Below are 17341 nucleotides of genomic sequence, written 5' to 3' on the forward strand. Positions count from 1 at the left end.
CTGTGTGCCGGATCCCTCGGAATGGGCTAATCTCTGACATCGCGGGCCGAGCCCAGGGGGGCAAACCGGAAGTTCCGGATCGGATCTGATGCACGGTTCGGGTCGGTTGACGTCATGGGGGGACGGCTGGTGAGCACTATTCGCTTCGTGCGCAAGGCGCGGCGGGAAGTCCCGCGTATTCCGGGCGGCGAGGTCAGCCTGCAAGCTCCCCCGGAGATCCCACGTCTCGTCCCGGGCAATCTCCTCACGAAGCTCCTACCTCTCGTGATGGTCGTCGCCATGGTCGGGATGATGGCGCTGATGTTCACGTCGGGCATGGCTCGCAACCCCATGTCGATGCTGTTTCCCGTCATGATGATGGTCTCGATGCTCGGCATGCTGGCGGGTGGCGGTCGTAGCGGTCCCAAGGCGGCGGAAGCGAACGAAGACCGCAAGGACTACCTGCGCTACCTCGATCAGCTACGGCGCGATGTCGCCGAGACTGGCGAGCAACAGCGCAAGGCACTCGACTGGAGCCACCCCGAACCCGGCCTGCTCTGGACCATCGCGGGAACCGCTCGCATGTGGGAGCGCCGTGTCACCGACCCCGACTACTGCCATGTGCGCGTCGGGCGGGGCAGTCAGCGCCTCGCCACTCGTCTCATCGCGCCCGAAACGGGCCCGGTGGAAGATCTCGAACCCGTTGCCGCCGTGTCGCTGCGTCGCTTCGTTCGCGCGCACTCTGTGGTCCAGGAGTTGCCCACCGCCGTGTCGCTGCGGGGGTTCGCCGCCATTTCCGTCGAGGGTGAGCGTGGCACAGCCCGTTCCCTGGTTCGGTCGATGCTCATGCAGTTGTGCGCCTTCCACGGTCCCGACAACCTTCTGGTTGCCGTCGTGTGCGGTCCCGACACCGAACACGAGTGGGACTGGGCGAAGTGGCTGCCGCACGCGCAGCACCCGGATTCCTGCGACGGTGTGGGTTCTTCCCGGATGATCTACGGATCGATTCTCGAACTCGAATCGGCGCTCGGCCCCCACCTGTCCATGCGAAACCGTTTCTCCCGCAACGCGCCCGCTGCGCCGGGTGTGCCGCAGTTCGTCCTCGTCATCGACGGCGGAATTCTCGAAGGCGAGTCGGGCACGATCACCGACGGGGGAGTCGATTCGGTCACGGTCCTCGACATCGCCGGGTTCTGCCCGCGGCTGACGGCCACTCGGGGTCTTCAGCTAGTGGCAAAGGACGGGGCGCTCGGGGCCCGCAGCGGTACCGGCGTCGAGATGTTCGCCACGGCCGACCTCGTCAGCGCGCATCAGGCGGAAACTCTGGCGCGTCGACTGGCGCCGTACCGCACGACGTCCCAGACGTCGGTAGACACGGGAGACGACGATCAACCCGCGCAGACGTGGAGCCAGATGCTCGGTATCGGCGATGTCGGCCGGCTCAATCCCGATCACGCGTGGCTGCCCCGGCAGGGTCGTGCCCGCCTACGCGTCCCCATCGGCGTGGGAGTCGACGGAAACCCGGTCGAGATCGACCTGAAAGAGTCCGCGGAAAACGGCATGGGGCCACACGGCCTGTGTATCGGAGCTACGGGATCGGGAAAGTCCGAGTTCCTCCGCACTCTTGTGCTGGGTCTGATCGCCACGCACTCGCCCGACGCCCTCAACCTCGTCCTGGTCGATTTCAAAGGTGGTGCCACCTTTCTCGGCCTCGAACAGGCACCCCATGTCGCCGCCGTGATCACCAACCTCGCCGAAGAATTAGCCATGGTCGACAGAATGCGAGACGCGCTCGCTGGTGAGATGAATCGCCGGCAGGAATTGCTGCGCTCGGCCGGAAATTTCGCCAACGTCACCGAGTACGAGAAGGCGCGCCAGGCAGGCGCCGACCTCGACCCGCTCCCGGCGCTGTTCATCGTCGTCGACGAGTTCTCCGAATTGCTCAGTCAGCAACCCGAATTCGCCGACCTCTTCGTTGCCATCGGACGACTCGGCAGATCACTGCACATCCACCTTCTCCTGGCGAGCCAGCGACTCGAGGAAGGTAAGCTCCGCGGGCTCGACAGCCATCTCTCGTACCGGATCGGGCTCAAGACGTTCTCTGCCAACGAATCGCGCACAGTGCTCGGTGTCCCGGACGCCTATCATCTGCCCGCCACCCCTGGCGCCGGCTACCTCAAATGTGACTCGGCCGAGATCGTGCGTTTCCAGGCCTCCTACGTGTCGGGCACCTACGAGGGCGGTCACGTCGACAGCGCGCAACGGCCCGGCGAGGCGCCCGTCGAACTGCGTCCGAAGATCTTCACGGCTGCCCCCGTGGCGGTCGACGTCGTCGACGTACCGGAAGAACCCTTCTCCCTCGACATGGGCGAGGAACTTGCGGAAACTCGGACGACCATCGATGTTGTGGTCGAACGCATCAGGAACCGCGGCTCGAAAGCGCACGAGGTGTGGCTTCCTCCGCTCGACGCGGCTCCGTCTCTCGACTCGCTGCTGCCGAGATCCATACTCACCGAACCGGTCCCGGCACTCAGTTCGCTCCGGGCCCCGATCGGAATCATCGATCGCCCCTACGATCAGCGGCGCGATCTGCTCGTGGTGGACTTGTCCGGATCCACCGGCAACATGGCGGTGGTGGGTGGCCCGCAGTCGGGTAAGTCGACTGCGATCCGCACGCTCATCACGTCGTTGTCCGCCACACATTCCGCGGAGCAGGTGCAGTTCTACTGCCTCGACTTCGGCGGCGGCACGCTCGCCGGACTGTCGGGACTGCCGCATGTCGGTTCGGTCGCCAACCGCCTCGACGTCGACCGGGTTCGTCGCACCGTCGCCGAGATGAACACGATCGTGCGACAGCGGGAGGCCCGATTCCGTGACCTCGGTGTCGAGTCCATGACCGAATTCCGGCGACTACGTGCGACCGATCCGGGTACCGGCGCCGCGGCCGCTGGGGTAGCCGAGGATCCCTTCGGCGACGTGTTCCTCGTCGTCGACGGCTTCGGTAGTATCCGGCAGGATTTCGAAGCACTCGAACAACAGATCACCAATCTTGCAGCTCAGGGGTTGTCGTACGGCGTCCACGTCGTCCTCACGGCGTCACGCTGGGGCGAAGTGCGGCCGGCCCTCAAAGACCAGCTCGGCACTCGCATCGAACTCCGGTTGGGCGATCCCTCGGATTCCGACCTCGGTCGTAAGACCGCTGCGCTCGTGCCCGAAGGCAGGCCGGGTCGCGGTATGACGCGCGACAGCCTGCATCTCCTGGTCGGGCTTCCGAGGATCGACGGACGTTCCGACCCCGCCGATCTCGCGTCCGGTGTCGCGCATGCCGTGTCCTCGATCGCCGCCGCCACCTACGGCAGGAATGCCCCTGCCGTACGCATGTTGCCGGGACAGATCACCCGCGACGCCGTTCTCGACGCCGCCGGTTCGTGGCCGTCCTACCTCGACTCTGCCTACAAGTGCCTGCAGATCCCGATCGGCCTCGACGAGGCCGAGTTGGCACCCACCTTCCTGAACTTCGCCGAGCAACCGCACTTCCTGGTTTTCGGCGACAGCGAATGCGGCAAGACGACGCTGCTGCGCAACATCTGCGAGGGCATCATGGCGTCCAACACCGGCAAGCAGGCGAAGATCATCCTCGGCGACTATCGCCGCACGATGCTGGGGGTGGTGGAATCCGAGCACCTCGCCTCCTACGCACCGTCGTCGGACGTGTTGGCCACGAACATGAAAGACCTTGCGGACGTGCTCCAGTCGCGGATGCCGCACGCCGAGATCAGCCAGCAGCAACTACGCGAACGATCCTGGTGGACGGGCCCCGACATCTTCGTGATCATCGACGACTACGACCTCGTCGTCACCTCGAGCGGCAATCCGGTGTCCGCGATCGTCGAGTATCTGCCCCACGCCAAGGACATCGGTTTCCACCTAGTCATCGCGCGCCGTTCGGGTGGCGCGGCACGGGCGCTGTACGAGCCGGTCATTGCCCGCATGCGTGACTTGGCGTCCGCCGGCCTTGTGATGAGTGGAAGTCGAGACGAAGGCAACCTCATCGGAACGGTAAGGGCAAGTGCCATGCCTCCCGGCCGGGGCACGCTGGTGACGCGCGGCGGCAGCGGCCTGATCCAGCTCGCGTGGATGCCCCCGCAGTGAGGCCCGCGGTCGCGATTCACCTCACTGAATCCGGCATGTGGTCCTGTTGGCAGGACAAGGTGGTGTGTGGGCTGCCCTCGGTCCGCGTCTCAGCCGATGGAACGTTGACCACTGCGATGCGCGAGGATTCGACTGCCGCACTGTCACCGCTGTGCTGTGTGGACGACGAGTACATCGATGTCGAGGGTGGTATCGCTTCGGTACCGGACGTGCTCGGCGTCGTTCTCCGTTGCGCGGTCGAAGCCGCGGCGGACGGATCGTCCGTCCCGGCGATGCTCACGTACCCCACCGAGTGGGGTTCGGCACGACAACAGGTCCTGGCGGATGCCGCTTCGGCGATAGCCGTCGACACAGTGCTGGTCCCGGTGGCGATCGCTGTTGCCGAAAGCGCCCGCGTGGCCAATCGTTCATCTCATGCCGGGACGCAGCTCGATCGCGGCAGCACGTGGGCGGTGGTCGAATGCCGGGCGACGGGCACCACTTCCAGTTGCGTGGTTGCGGCGGCCGATGATTCTCGCGTAGTCGCGTGCGAGCACGATTCCTCTCTCGTCGTCGAAGACGATCTCGATCACCAGGGGGAGGCGATCGCGGAACTGGTACGGCGCATCGGCTGCGACCGGAGGGTCGACGGCATTCTGGTGACGGATCACTTCGGCACTCGGCATGACCTCGCACCCTTGCGACGTGCGGTCACAGCGGAGTTCGATCGCGAGATACCCGTCCAGAGTGTGTCGGGTGCGGACATCGTTCGTGCTCTCGCAATGCCGCTGCGCGACGGATCACACGAGCGACCGATCGCCGCATTGCCGCAGACGAATTGGCTCCAGCCGGCCCTCGAGCGGGAGCGACATGATCGGCCGAGGAGGGTGTGGCCGACGTTCGTCGCGGTCGCAGCGGTCATAGCGGTGGTGACCGGAGCCGGAATCGCTTTCATTTTCTCGGATGAGGATTCGGCCACCGAGACGTCGTCGATCGTCGGTGGAGTCGCTGCCGCACCGCACACGTCTTCCGCTGCACCGCCGTCGTCCGTCGCACCGTCGTCCGTTGCGACGCGGTCGTCCACGGCCCCTTCTGCGGCGGGTACGGGAAGGGAAATCTCGGTCGGCGGAATCCACCTCACTGCGCCCGACCGGTGGCGGGAGCGGCCACAGTCGTCGACCCCGTTCCGGGTCGAACTGGTGCCCGAAAGTGGTGCAGACAGGCGGATCATCGTGACGCAGAACAGTCTTCAGGGCGGTGCCGGGTACGACGAGGTCGCGGTCACGCTTGCGGCGAAGATCGCGCAGCGCGGCAGACCCGAGTTGTTCGCCGAACTCGAGAAGGATGTCGTGTTCGGCGGGAGACCAGGTATCACGTACAGCGAGTTCCCGGACGAGAACTCCGCGGTGAGGTGGCACGTCGTCGTCGAGCGGGACCTCCAGGTCAGTGTGGGATGCCAGTTCCTCTCGGCGGAATGGGACGAGATCGAAGCCGAGTGTGAGCACGTCGTGCGGTCTCTGGAGATCGAGCAGTGAACCCGACGTGCAGTATCGCCGAAAACTTCCACAGTGGTGGAACCGATTGGACGGCTGACGCGTCCAATCATGTGTAGGGGTGGATCGGGCAGTCCAGTGGGGGCCGCCGCACCGACGATGAGAAGGAGTCACAATGGCGGGAGTTGTTACCGATGTCGGCCAGATGGAGGCCGCGGCTAACCATGTGGAGACGGTGAATGGGCAGCTGCAAGCCACCATCGCCGGCCTCAAGGGGCGTTGCGAAGAGTCGTCCTCGGCGTGGGCGGGTGGGGCGCAGGATGCATTCCAGGCACTGATGGTGCGCTACAACGATGCGTCACGTCGGATGCAGGATTCGCTCGCTGAGATCGCGGTGAAGATCCGCGAGAACGGTAAAGGGTACGACGCCGCGGAGCAGGCCAACCAGGATGCCATCAGCGCTGCCGGCAATTCAGGATCGCTCGACCTCTAGACGCATTCCGAGTTCGACATCACTTACGAAACCAAGAGGAGCACGGAATGTCATTGAAGTACGGATTTGCCGAGCTGCAGGCCCTAGCCAGCGACATCAAGTCGAACGAGGGCAAGCTGCGCGAAACCCATGACGAGCTCCAGGGCTACGTGCAGGGCCTCGTCGCGCAGTGGGAGAGCGGTGCCCAGCAGAACTACCAGGCCGTGCAGGCCAAGTGGGACGGCGCGCACAACGACCTGCTCCAGGTACTCCAGACGATCGCCAAGGTCGTGCAGGACGGCGCAATCGACATGCAGAGTGCGGAAGACAAGAACGCTGCCGCGTGGCTTTGATCTCCGCATGACACACCGAGTGCCCCAGCAATCCTCGATTGCTGGGGCACCGTTGTCTGCGGTGCAAGCGACGGTGTCGCGGGGATCTCAGCGGGCCGGGGGAATCAACCTGCTCAACACCACGCTGCTTTTTGTCTGAAGGACCGCCGGTTCCGACCGGAGATTCTCGAGAGTTCTCTCGAGGTGAGCGGTGTCGGCCGTCCGAACGCGCAGCAGTGCATTGGCGTCACCCGTGACGGTGTACGCCTCCTGCACCTCAGGATGTCGAGAGATGATGCGGGCGATCTCGACGGCGGAGGTACGTCCGTCGCAGTACAGCTCGACGAATACCTCGACACCGTGTCCGAGGGCGTGTGGGTCGAGTGACGCGTGAAAACCGGTTATGACCCCGGAGTCGACGAGTCGGTCGACCCGTCGTTTCACTGCCGGAGCGGACAATCCCACCTCGGCACCGATGGTGGCGAAGCTCGACCGTGCATTGCGTTCGAGTCGCGCAACGATCAGTCGATCGAGGGCATCGACGCGCAACGAATCCTCCATGAAAAGCAACGCTAGCGCATTGAAGGCCCATCAGGGTGGGCGGATACTGGCTTCAGCGGCATCGGCGAGAGAGGGGGGACAGTGCTACCGATTGTCAGTATCGGCCCGGAGAGTGCCCTCGAAGACGCGGTCGGAACCGTCCCGCGGGCGGACCGGCGCGCCCACCCCCGCACCTATCTGATGTGTCCACCCACGTACTTCGACGTCGTGTACACGATCAACGACTGGATGAGTCCCGGAGACCGGGTCGATCGGCCCCGGGCCCTGTCGCAGTGGGCGACTCTTGTGGATACGTACCGAGCCCTGGGTCATCAGGTCCTGGTCATCGATGCCGTCGAGGGACTCCCCGACATGGTCTTCGTGACCGACAGCGGTGTGGTGGTGGATGGTGTCGCTCTCGGTGCGCGCTACCGGTGTGTTCAGAGGCGAGCCGAAGCCGGTTACGTGCTGCAGTGGTTCCGCGAGAACGGATTGCTCAGGCCCAGGTCGCCGCGCTACGTGAACGAGGGTGAGGGCGATTTCCTCGTGGTCGGGGACGTGATCCTCGCGGGTACCGGGTTCCGGTCCGATCCTCGGTCCCATGCGGAGGCCGCCGCGCATCTCGGACGTCCAGTGGTCACGCTGACTCTGGTGAATCCGCACTACTACCACCTCAACACTGCCCTCGGAGTACTCGACGATTCGACCATCGCGTACCTCCCCGCCGCATTCGCGCCCGAGAGCCGCCTCGTTCTGCGCCGTATGTTCCCGGACGCAGTGATCGCCGAGCACAGCGATACGCAGTGGCTCGGTCTCAACCTGGTCAGCGACGGACTCCACGTCGTCTTGCCCGCGCAGGCGACGCGGTTGGCGGGGCAGCTGGCAGCCCGCGGGTACCACCCGGTGCCGGTGGACTACTCGGAGTACTTGAAAGCCGGTGGCGGGATCAAGTGCAGCACAATGGAACTGCGCGGGTTTCGCCGGTTCTCCGAGATGGGAAGCTGAGGGTGAGAACAGATGTCGGACGGTGTCGTGTCGGTATCCGGTGCCACGCGTGAGCAGCTGAACCGGGCGGAGAACCACAGCGCGCACAACTATTCGCCCTTGCCCGTCGTGATCGAGTCGGGCTCGGGTTGCTGGGTCAAGGACGTCGACGGCGTCGACTATCTCGATGTGCTCGCCGGGTACTCGGCCCTGAACTTCGGCCACGCACACCCTGCTCTCGTGCAGGTGGCTCGTGAACAACTCGGCCGACTCACCCTGACCAGTCGTGCGTTCCAACACGACCGCTTCGCCCAGTTCTGCGAAGACCTGAGCCGGCTGTGCCGCAAGGAAGCCGTGCTGCCGATGAATACCGGCGCAGAAGCGGTCGAGACAGCGCTCAAGCTTGCCCGCAAATGGGGGTACGACGTGAAGGGGGTCCCGCCGGGGCGTGCTGAGGTGATCACCTGCTCCGGCAACTTCCACGGCCGCACCATTTCGATCGTGGGATTCTCGTCCGACCCGGATGCGTACACGGGGTTCGGGCCGTACCCGGCGGGATTCGTCACCGTCGAATACGGAAACGTGAAGGCGTTCGAATCGGCAATCACGGACCACACGGTGGCAGTGCTGCTCGAACCGATCCAGGGGGAGGCGGGCGTTCTCGTGCCCCCGGCCGGATACCTGGCGGCTGTTCGTGAGATGTGCACACGACGCGGTGTCCTCATGATCGCGGACGAGATCCAGAGCGGTCTCGGCCGGACCGGGGATACCTTTGCCTGTGATCACGAGGAGGTGACACCCGACATCTACGTTCTGGGGAAGGCGCTGGGTGGCGGTCTCGTCCCTGTCTCCGCTGTGGTGGCCGATTGGGAAGCGATGCACGTGATCGGGCCCGGCCAGCACGGAAGCACCTTCGGAGGCAATCCTCTCGCGTGCGCCGTGGGCAGCGCGGTGGTGGCCTTGCTCGAGACGGGCGAGTATCAAGAGCGCAGCCGCCGATTGGGCGCGTATCTGCACGGCATGCTGCGCGAGTTGCCTGCCCGGTACGTCGCCGAGGTGCGGGGTCGCGGGCTGTGGGCCGGTGTGCAACTGGCCGAGGGGATGCCCTCCGCCAGGGAAATCTGTGAACGCCTTCTCGCGCGCCGGGTGCTCGCGAAAGATGCGCACGAGGGAACGATCCGTATCGCCCCGCCGCTGGTCGTCGAACGGGACGAACTGACCTGGGCGGTCGAGCAGCTTGCCGACGCCCTCGCCGAGGAATTTTGACCCGGAGGCTCCGCGAACGGTATCGTTCTCCGTTGGCGTGCCGTGCGTCGCTGTGTCTTCATGTCACAGGGGCTGGCGGTTCTCGGGTCTCAACTGGCCGCCGGGAATCGCTCGACGATACGCAATGGCCAGCAGCGGATTGAACAAGACGAGGAAGTTCTGTGTCTACGTACACCCCCAAGGCCGGAGATGTGACCCGCACGTGGCACGTCATCGACGCCACTGACGTGGTGCTCGGCCGCCTTGCCGTCCAGGCAGCCAACTTGCTGCGCGGCAAGCACAAGCCCACCTTTGCACCGCACGTTGACGGCGGCGACTTCGTCGTCATCATCAACGCTGAGAAGGTTGCCATCAGCGGCAACAAGCGCGACGGCAAGTTCCTGTACCACCACTCCGGACATCCCGGTGGTCTCAAGTCCCGCTCCGTCGGTGAGGTTCTCGACAAGAACCCCGACCGCCTCGTGGAGAAGGCCATCGTCGGCATGCTCCCCAAGAACAAGCTGGGTCGCGCCATCAGCAGCAAGCTGAAGGTCTATGCAGGCCCCAACCACCCCCACGCCGCGCAGCAGCCGGTGCCATTCGAGATCAAGCAGGTGGCCCAGTGACGGCGCCGGAGGAGCAGAACGTGTCCAATCCCGAAGAGATCACCGAGGCTGTCGAGGTCGCGGCGGACGAGTACGTGTCCGTCGAAGAGCCCGAGGTTGCCGAGGACATCGAGGCCGCTGCAGCGCCGCAGGCCCCGATCGTGATCGATCGGCCCATCCAGACCGTCGGTCGTCGTAAGGAAGCGGTTGTCCGCGTCCGTCTGACCCCGGGTTCCGGCCAGTTCAAGCTCAACGGCCGCACCATCGAGGACTACTTCCCGAACAAGGTGCACCAGCAGTTGATCAAGGCTCCACTTGTCACCGTCGAGCGTGCGGAGTCGTTCGACATCGTTGCTCTGCTGCACGGTGGCGGACCGTCCGGACAGGCCGGCGCACTGCGTCTCGCCATCGCCCGTGCGCTCATCGAGGTCACCCCCGAGGACCGTCCGGCGCTCAAGAGTGCCGGCTTCCTCACCCGTGACGCCCGCGCCGTCGAGCGCAAGAAGTACGGCCTGAAGAAGGCCCGTAAGGCATCTCAGTACTCCAAGCGCTGATGTGTCGCCGAAGCCGCCCCTCGGGGTCGGCTTCGGCACCTGTTCTTCCCGAGAGCAGGCGTCCATCGTTACCGGACGCCTGCTCTCGCGCTTTATCCGAGATGTAGTGGTTTCCTAGGTACGAGGGGTCTGGTCTATGGGGCGGTTGTTCGGGACGGATGGGGTTCGCGGGCTGGCGAATACGGAACTGACCGCCGAATTGGCGTTGCAGGTCGCTTCCGCAGCCGCGACGGTACTGGCATCACCGGATTCGGGACGTCCCACCGCTGTGGTCGGTCGTGACCCGCGGGCCAGCGGCGAGATGCTCGAAGCAGCCGTTGTCGCGGGTCTCACGTCGGCTGGCGTCGACGTCCTGAACGTCGGCGTTCTCCCGACGCCGGCGGTGGCATACCTCACTGCAGACTTCGACGCTGCACTCGGTGTCATGATCTCCGCCTCGCACAATCCGATGCCCGACAACGGCATCAAGATCTTCGCGGCGGGTGGCCACAAGCTCGACGACGAGGTCGAGGACCGGATCGAAGCGGTCGCCGTCGGCACGACGACGAAGCGGGCGCCCACCGGAGCCGGCATCGGGCGCGTACGAGTGGTGCCCGACGCCGCCGAGCGGTATCTGCAGCATCTGTCGACTGCCCTCTCCCATCGACTCGACGGCCTCACGGTCGTGGTCGACTGCGCGCATGGCGCCGCCTCGGCAGTCGCGCCGACTGCCTACCGCGCTGCCGGTGCGAACGTCATCGCGATCAACGCCCGGCCCGACGGGCTCAACATCAACGACAACTGCGGTTCCACGCACCTCGAGAGCCTGCAGAAGGCAGTCGTTGAGCACGGCGCCGACCTCGGCCTCGCACATGACGGGGACGCGGACCGCTGCCTCGCGGTCGACGCCGGTGGCTCCCTCGTGGACGGTGACGCCATCATGACCGTGCTGGCCCTCGGCATGCGCGACTCCGGCGAGTTGGTCGACAACACCCTGGTCGCCACGGTGATGAGCAATCTGGGGTTGCACATCGCGATGCGCGAGGCGGGTATCTCGCTGATCACCACCGCGGTCGGCGACCGCTACGTTCTCGAGGGACTCCGGGCGGGCGGCTTCACTCTCGGCGGTGAGCAGTCGGGGCACGTCGTGTTGCCGGCGTTCGGTACCACCGGTGACGGCGTTCTGACCGGCCTGCGGTTGATGGGCCGAATGGCACAGACGGGCCGGCCGATCGCAGACCTGGCGGCGGCGATGACGACACTTCCGCAGGTGCTGGTCAATGTGAAGGTCGCCGACAAGCGTGCGGTGGCCGCGTCCCCCGTCGTTCTGGACGCCGTGGCGGCGGCGGAACGGAGTCTGGGTGATCAGGGGCGTGTCCTGCTCCGACCCTCCGGCACCGAACAACTCGTGCGCGTGATGGTGGAGGCTTCGGACCTCGACCTGGCTCGACGACTTGCCGACAAGCTGGCAGGTACTGTCGCCTCGGTTTGAGTGGTGCGGCGTATCGGACGGTCCGGGGAACCGATCGGTGCGCTGTCGCGTCTAATGCAGTAGGTCGCGAAGAGAGGGTGGGGGCATGAGCGATGGACTCGAGGTCGACGTCACGGTGGTGGCGAGTGCAGGCGCGCGAATGGTGCGATCTGCGGAGGTACTGAGACAGCGGGCGGTCGACGCCGAATGGCTCGAGTTCGGGGGTGCACAGGCCGGACGCGAGTACCGCGCGCTCGGCGACGAGTTGCGGGACGCGCTCGGGGTCGTGTCGGTGGCACTCGACGGTTGGGCCACCGACACGGAGGCCTTCGGCAACACTCTCCGATCCGCCGCCACACGTTATGCAGGCACCGACGGTACCTTCGCCGACGCCCTCGATGAGGTGCGTCCGTGACGACGGAACCCACGGCGCTGATGGACGATCCGACTCTGAGCCGCGATTACAAGGAGCAGCTCCTTCATGCCTGGGCCTCGTCCCGGGGGGAGGACGAGGCGTTGTGGGGGCCGTACTTCGACGCGTACGGCATCGACAAGCGCGAACGCACACCGTCCGCCGACGAGCGATACACCGCACTCCTCGCGGACGGGATCGATGCGCGGTCGGCTGCCGCCGGACGCCTCCAGTTGGAGGACCTGCTGGGGTCGGACTCGCTCAACGCTCCGGGCGTGATGTTGGACCTCGGAGCGCGCGGACTCGGATTCTTCGAGTTGTTCCTCCCCGCCGCACGCAAGCTGGGGTACGACAGTCGAGACATCACCGACTACTACGCCAGGTTCGACGCCGAGCGGGGGATGGACCTTCACGTGCTCGGCCGGGACGTCGAAACGCTGCATCGCGCCCTCACTTCGGCACGCAGGGAACTCGAAGAGCACGAGGCGTGTGTAGCCGCAGTCAGCGCCGCGTGGAGTGGGGTTGCGGCCACCACCGCGATCGATGCCGCGGGCCGTCAGAATGCCCGGGCCGATGCCGACGTCGACCGACTACGCGGACTGGTCGAGGTGCTGTTCGAAGCGAACCTCACTCTCAGTGCAGCCGTGACGAACAAGGCGTACAGGGTGGTGTCACTGCATCAGTCGACCGTCGCCGGATACAGCGCAGCCCAGATCTCAGTGCTGGCCGACATTGCCGTGCACGGCAGGGACGGAGACAATTCCGTCGCCAAGGACTGCATGGAAGACGCGTCGTATTGGTACCCCGACCTCGCCGACGACGACTACCGGCACATCAACGGCTTGTACAAGGACGGCGGAGGCGGCGCTCTGCGGTGGCTCGACCGAGACGACGTCGTGAAGCGCGCGGCAGGTATTGCTCGCGCGTGGCTCGATGCGAACTTCCGGCCCGTCTACGAAGAGAAACAGCACGAATTCGCCGCCGCGTGCGAGGACTGCGCGAATGCCGTGGAAGCGTCGTATACAGCGGTGATCGCCGAAGCACGAACCCCTCCCGTTGTCGCCGAACCCGTAGTCGTCGAAACACCGGTGCCGCCTGTTCCGCCACCCGCGCTTGCGGACACTGCGCCGATCGGTTCCGGTAGTGGAGTCCGGGATGTGGGAATACGGGGGGTGCCTACCGAGCCCGCGGCGTCCCTGCCCGTGGCCGCGCCTGCGACGCCGGGAGCCGCGGCGATTCCCGGGTTCACCGTGTCGCCGGGCGGCGCTGGGCTCCCCGGGCCCAGCGGCATACCGGGCCTCGCGCAAGTGCCCGGGCTCGGGGCCATCACCGGACTCGGCGATCTTTCCGGAACGGTGCAGGGGTTGGCCGGTGGCCTCGGCGACCTCGGATCGCTCATCCGCCCGTTGATCGAGGACGCGGTGTCAGCGCTCACCCGTCGAGACGATGACGGACACAACGAAATGGACGAAGAACCGGACCCCGAGAAAGCGCAGTCTGCCGCTGATGACAGCGGGAGCGGGCCTTCGGTCCCTCTCGCTCACGACAAGAGTCTCGAGCTGAAACTCGACGGGAAGTCGTGGACCCTCGTCGTTGACGAAGACGGTTCCGGCGTCCATCTCGCCATCATCGATGGCCAGGGCGGTACTTCTCGCTTCGGGGTCGAGATCGGTCCGAACGGCCTGCCGCAGATCTTCGCAGAAACCGGTCCGGGCGAGAATCCGAGGCACGAGGCTGCCTCTGAGTGCGAGCCTGCGCCGGTCACCGAGATACCGCCGGGCGGCGCTGACGCGGCACCGTCCGCCCGCTCCGGCGCAGCTGAACACCACGAGGCGGAGGCGCCTACCCCGGCGTCGGACGAGTCCACTACGACATCCGGCCCCCAACCTGTGGCCGTGCAGGACGAACCGCTTCCGGAATCGCAGACAGTGTCCGAACCCACACCTGCGCCGGAACCGGAACCTGCGTCGGAACCGGAACCCGCGCCCGTCAGCGGCCCGCCTGCGACGCTCGACAGCGGTGCAGAACTCGCCGAAGCCGGGCCGCTGTGAACGAGCGAGCCGCGCAGTTACGCGCTCGACGTGCGCAGATGAGGGCGGAACTCGAGTCGTTTCGACGGCGGCTGGACGAGCAGCGGATCCGAGACGAGGCGGAAGCCGCGCGGCGTCGGCACCTTAGAGGTCAGCCCGCACCGGCGAACCCCTCTACGGAGGCGCCAGCACCTGGGCGCAGCACTCCTGAGGAGGATGAGGAGTTCTATCGGCCCCGCAGCTGGCTGGTGTAAACAGTCCGGCTTTGTCCGACGCGGATCAGACGAGCCGTCCGTAGGCAGATCAGATGTGTGGAATCAGTCCCTGGAAGCCGGCGTCCGTGTGCACTTCGTGCGGATCGACGACCGTGGTGCGGGGTATGTCCGCATCGGCGTCTGCGAAAGCGTCGTACTTCTTGTCATCCGTCAGGTGGTGAAGCAGGAACCCGGTCAGCAACGCCCGCGTCACCTGTTGCGTCTTGCGCTCCGACCCACCGATGCCGAGTGCGCCCAGCAGTCGGCGCCCCTCGGTCAACCCCGAATCCGAGGCGCCGTCCACGGCTCGCAGCACGGAATCGCCGCCCCACGCCTCGGCGAGGGCCTTGGCGTTGCTGTTCATGGTGTCGATATCGGCGCCCGCCACGATCAGCCCCGGAACGGTGATCTTGGGCGCATACTTCTCGGCCTTCGGGGCGGTCGGCGCCGGGAACAATGCGGCCACCGCAGCCACGTCACGCTGTGCGGCCGCAAGCACCGCCGCGCCCGCCCCCATGCCGTGGCCGGCGAACGCAACACGATCCGGCTGGACACTGATCTGACCGGGTCCCAAACGGACACCGACACAGATGTCGAGAGTGGCCCGCAGATCGGTGGCAAGTCCCAAGTGCGAAGGCACCGGGCCCCGTTCGCTGTTGGGCGCGGCAACGACAATGCCCCAGGATGCAAGATGCTCCAGAGTGTTCCGATAATGGTCCGCCCCGGTCATCCACCCGTGCGCGAACGCCACCGCAGGCAGGTTGAAGCCCGATTCGGGCGTATAGACGACTCCCGGCTGCCCAGCCAGGGCGAGATCTCCCCGCAGTACGCGGTGCGGTCCCCGCTTCGACAGTTCACGGGCCAGGTTCTTCGGTTTCGGCGCCACGGGGAGAACGTTATCTGATGAGCCCGCCGGGAACAGAGTCCCCGCGCCCCGCGTCGCCGTGGTGTCCGACTTCGCGGCACCGTCCGCTCCAAGTACCCTGATGAACCATGTGTGGAATCGTGGGATACGTCGGCCACCGGCAGGCTCTGTCTGTTGTGGTGGAGGCTTTGCGGCGGATGGAATACCGCGGATATGACTCTGCCGGGATCGCTGTGCTCGACGGAAAGGGCGGCATGGCCGTCGAGCGGAAGGCCGGTCGTCTGGCGAACCTCGAGGCCGAACTCGACGAGGTGGGTGCCGAGAATTTCGCCGGCACCACCGGAATCGGGCACACCCGTTGGGCCACGCATGGTCGTCCGACAGATCGGAACGCCCACCCACACCGGGACACCACCGGAACCGTCGCTGTCGTGCACAACGGCATCATCGAGAACTTCGCCTCGCTGCGCGCCGAACTCGAGCAGGCGGGAGTCGACCTCTCCAGTGACACCGATACCGAGGTCGCGGTGCACTTGGTGTCGCGGGCCTACGCGTCCGGTGAGACAGCCGGGAATTTCGTGGAGAGCGCACTGAGTGTGCTCCGCCGCCTCGAGGGTGCGTTCACCCTGGTCTTCACCCATTCCGACCACCCCGGCACCATCGTGGCCGCACGTCGGTCGACTCCGCTGGTCATCGGTGTCGGCGAAGGCGAAACGTTCCTCGGTTCCGATGTCGCGGCATTCATCGAGCACACCCGCGATGCTGTCGAGCTGGGCCAGGACCAGGTAGTGATCATTACCGCGGACGGTTACTCGATCCTCAACTTCGACGGAACCGTGGCGGTGGGCCGCCCGTTCCGCATCGACTGGGATCTGGCTGCTGCCGAAAAGGGTGGCCACGACTACTTCATGCTCAAGGAGATCGAAGAGCAGCCGGCCGCCGTCGCTGACACACTCCTGGGCCATTTTGCGGACGGCAAGATCGTTCTCGACGAACAGCGCTTGTCCGATCAGGAGCTGCGCGACGTCGACAAGGTCTTCGTGGTCGCTTGTGGCAGCGCGTACCACTCGGGTCTGCTTGCCAAGTACGCAATCGAGCACTGGACACGACTGCCCGTCGAGGTGGAACTCGCCAGCGAGTTCCGGTACCGCGACCCTGTTCTGGACCGATCGACCCTCGTCGTGGCGATCTCCCAGTCCGGTGAGACCGCGGACACCCTCGAGGCTGTGCGGCACGCCAAAGATCAGAAGGCACGCGTGCTCGCGGTCTGCAATACCAACGGTGCCCAGATTCCCCGGGAAGCCGATGCGGTTCTCTATACCCGTGCCGGTCCGGAGATCGGCGTCGCGTCGACCAAGGCGTTCCTCGCGCAGGTGACGGCGAACTACCTCGTCGGGTTGGCGCTGGCTCAGGCTCGTGGCACCAAGTACCCGGACGAGGTGGCGCGCGAGTATGCCGACCTCGAGGCGATGCCCGAGCTGGTGAGCCGGGTCCTCGATACGGTCGGTCCGGTGCGGGCGTTGGCGCGGGAATTGGCATCGTCGTCGACGGTGTTGTTCCTCGGCCGGCACGTGGGCTATCCGGTCGCGCTCGAGGGCGCGCTGAAGCTCAAGGAACTGGCGTACATGCATGCCGAGGGCTTCGCTGCGGGCGAGCTCAAGCACGGCCCGATCGCGTTGATCGAGGACGGGTTGCCGGTCATCATCGTGATGCCGTCCCCCAAGGGGCGTGCAGTGCTGCACTCGAAGCTGCTCAGCAACATCCGGGAGATTCAGGCGCGCGGGGCGCGGACCGTCGTGATCGCGGAGGAAGGAGATGAGGCCGTGCGGCCCTTCGCCGACCACCTCATCGAGATTCCGGCGGCGCCGACGTTGCTGCAGCCGTTGCTGTCGACCGTGCCGTTGCAGGTCTTCGCCGCGGAGGTCGCGCAGACCCGCGGGTACGACGTGGACAAGCCCCGGAACCTCGCCAAATCCGTCACGGTCGAATAGGGCC

14 protein-coding genes are annotated in these 17341 nt (G+C 65.8%); 12 read left to right on the top strand and 2 right to left on the bottom strand.

The window, feature by feature from the left end; translation table 11 throughout:
• Window positions 1-129: 129 nt before the first annotated feature.
• From eccCa to NOF53_RS13765, 4 genes are all read left to right on the top strand, one after another.
• Window positions 130-4131, top strand: a complete 4002-nt coding sequence (gene eccCa / locus NOF53_RS13750; RefSeq protein WP_255969124.1) for a type VII secretion protein EccCa — start codon at window positions 130-132, stop codon at window positions 4129-4131.
• 104 nt (window positions 4132-4235) lie between these two features.
• Window positions 4236-5645, top strand: a complete 1410-nt coding sequence (locus NOF53_RS13755) for a type VII secretion-associated protein (protein WP_255969127.1) — start codon at window positions 4236-4238, stop codon at window positions 5643-5645.
• 133 nt (window positions 5646-5778) lie between these two features.
• The gene (locus NOF53_RS13760) at window positions 5779-6096 is read left to right on the top strand and encodes a WXG100 family type VII secretion target (protein WP_255969129.1); all 318 of its coding nucleotides are present in this window, start codon (window positions 5779-5781) and stop codon (window positions 6094-6096) included.
• A gap of 47 nt (window positions 6097-6143) precedes the next feature.
• Window positions 6144-6428 carry a WXG100 family type VII secretion target gene (locus NOF53_RS13765; protein ID WP_255969131.1) on the top strand — a complete coding sequence of 95 codons (285 nt, stop codon included), beginning with the start codon at window positions 6144-6146 and terminating at the stop codon, window positions 6426-6428.
• An 87-nt stretch (window positions 6429-6515) separates the two neighbouring features.
• On the opposite strand, the gene NOF53_RS13770 is transcribed toward NOF53_RS13765, so the two are convergent.
• Entirely contained in the window at window positions 6516-6968 is a 453-nt protein-coding gene (locus tag NOF53_RS13770; RefSeq protein ID WP_255969133.1) for an Lrp/AsnC family transcriptional regulator, read from the bottom strand.
• Between the two features lie 90 nt (window positions 6969-7058).
• On the opposite strand from NOF53_RS13770, the gene ddaH reads away from it, so the two are divergent.
• The 7 genes from ddaH (at window position 7059) to NOF53_RS13805 (ending at window position 14248) form a co-directional block, all read left to right on the top strand.
• On the top strand, window positions 7059-7952 hold the full coding sequence (gene ddaH, locus NOF53_RS13775) for a dimethylargininase (RefSeq protein WP_374212611.1): 894 nt from the start codon (window positions 7059-7061) through the stop codon (window positions 7950-7952).
• 12 nt (window positions 7953-7964) lie between these two features.
• Window positions 7965-9197, top strand: a complete 1233-nt coding sequence (rocD, locus tag NOF53_RS13780; RefSeq protein ID WP_255969135.1) for an ornithine--oxo-acid transaminase — start codon at window positions 7965-7967, stop codon at window positions 9195-9197.
• Between the two features lie 161 nt (window positions 9198-9358).
• On the top strand, window positions 9359-9802 hold the full coding sequence (rplM, locus tag NOF53_RS13785; protein WP_109331545.1) for a 50S ribosomal protein L13: 444 nt from the start codon (window positions 9359-9361) through the stop codon (window positions 9800-9802).
• Entirely contained in the window at window positions 9799-10335 is a 537-nt protein-coding gene (gene rpsI / locus NOF53_RS13790; RefSeq protein WP_109331534.1) for a 30S ribosomal protein S9, read from the top strand. Before rplM ends, rpsI begins: the two co-directional genes overlap by 4 nt.
• Before the next feature lie 136 nt (window positions 10336-10471).
• Window positions 10472-11806 carry a phosphoglucosamine mutase gene (glmM, locus tag NOF53_RS13795; protein ID WP_255969138.1) on the top strand — a complete coding sequence of 445 codons (1335 nt, stop codon included), beginning with the start codon at window positions 10472-10474 and terminating at the stop codon, window positions 11804-11806.
• Between the two features lie 85 nt (window positions 11807-11891).
• Window positions 11892-12200 carry a type VII secretion target gene (locus NOF53_RS13800; RefSeq protein ID WP_255969140.1) on the top strand — a complete coding sequence of 103 codons (309 nt, stop codon included), beginning with the start codon at window positions 11892-11894 and terminating at the stop codon, window positions 12198-12200.
• Window positions 12197-14248: a hypothetical protein gene (locus NOF53_RS13805; protein WP_255969142.1), complete on the top strand. Its 2052-nt coding sequence runs from the start codon at window positions 12197-12199 to the stop codon at window positions 14246-14248. Before NOF53_RS13800 ends, NOF53_RS13805 begins: the two co-directional genes overlap by 4 nt.
• 282 nt (window positions 14249-14530) lie before the next feature.
• Here the strand turns inward: NOF53_RS13805 and NOF53_RS13810 are convergent, their stop codons facing one another.
• The gene (locus tag NOF53_RS13810) at window positions 14531-15367 is read right to left on the bottom strand and encodes a poly(ethylene terephthalate) hydrolase family protein (protein WP_255969144.1); all 837 of its coding nucleotides are present in this window, start codon (window positions 15365-15367) and stop codon (window positions 14531-14533) included.
• A gap of 107 nt (window positions 15368-15474) precedes the next feature.
• Between NOF53_RS13810 and glmS the strand changes: the two genes are divergently transcribed.
• On the top strand, window positions 15475-17337 hold the full coding sequence (glmS, locus tag NOF53_RS13815; RefSeq protein ID WP_255969147.1) for a glutamine--fructose-6-phosphate transaminase (isomerizing): 1863 nt from the start codon (window positions 15475-15477) through the stop codon (window positions 17335-17337).
• The last annotated feature ends 4 nt before the right edge of the window (window positions 17338-17341 follow it).

The organism is Rhodococcus tibetensis (genome assembly GCF_024438035.1).
Taxonomy (GTDB): domain Bacteria; phylum Actinomycetota; class Actinomycetes; order Mycobacteriales; family Mycobacteriaceae; genus Rhodococcus_F; species Rhodococcus_F tibetensis.

Coding starts and splice junctions, on each gene's coding strand:
- glmS (WP_255969147.1), top strand. CDS start 15,475: ATGTGTGGAATCGTGGGATACGTCGGCCACCGGCAGGCTCTGTCTGTT.
- glmM (WP_255969138.1), top strand. CDS start 10,472: ATGGGGCGGTTGTTCGGGACGGATGGGGTTCGCGGGCTGGCGAATACG.
- NOF53_RS13800 (WP_255969140.1), top strand. CDS start 11,892: ATGAGCGATGGACTCGAGGTCGACGTCACGGTGGTGGCGAGTGCAGGC.
- NOF53_RS13765 (WP_255969131.1), top strand. CDS start 6,144: ATGTCATTGAAGTACGGATTTGCCGAGCTGCAGGCCCTAGCCAGCGAC.
- rocD (WP_255969135.1), top strand. CDS start 7,965: ATGTCGGACGGTGTCGTGTCGGTATCCGGTGCCACGCGTGAGCAGCTG.
- NOF53_RS13770 (WP_255969133.1), bottom strand. CDS start 6,968: ATGGAGGATTCGTTGCGCGTCGATGCCCTCGATCGACTGATCGTTGCG.
- NOF53_RS13760 (WP_255969129.1), top strand. CDS start 5,779: ATGGCGGGAGTTGTTACCGATGTCGGCCAGATGGAGGCCGCGGCTAAC.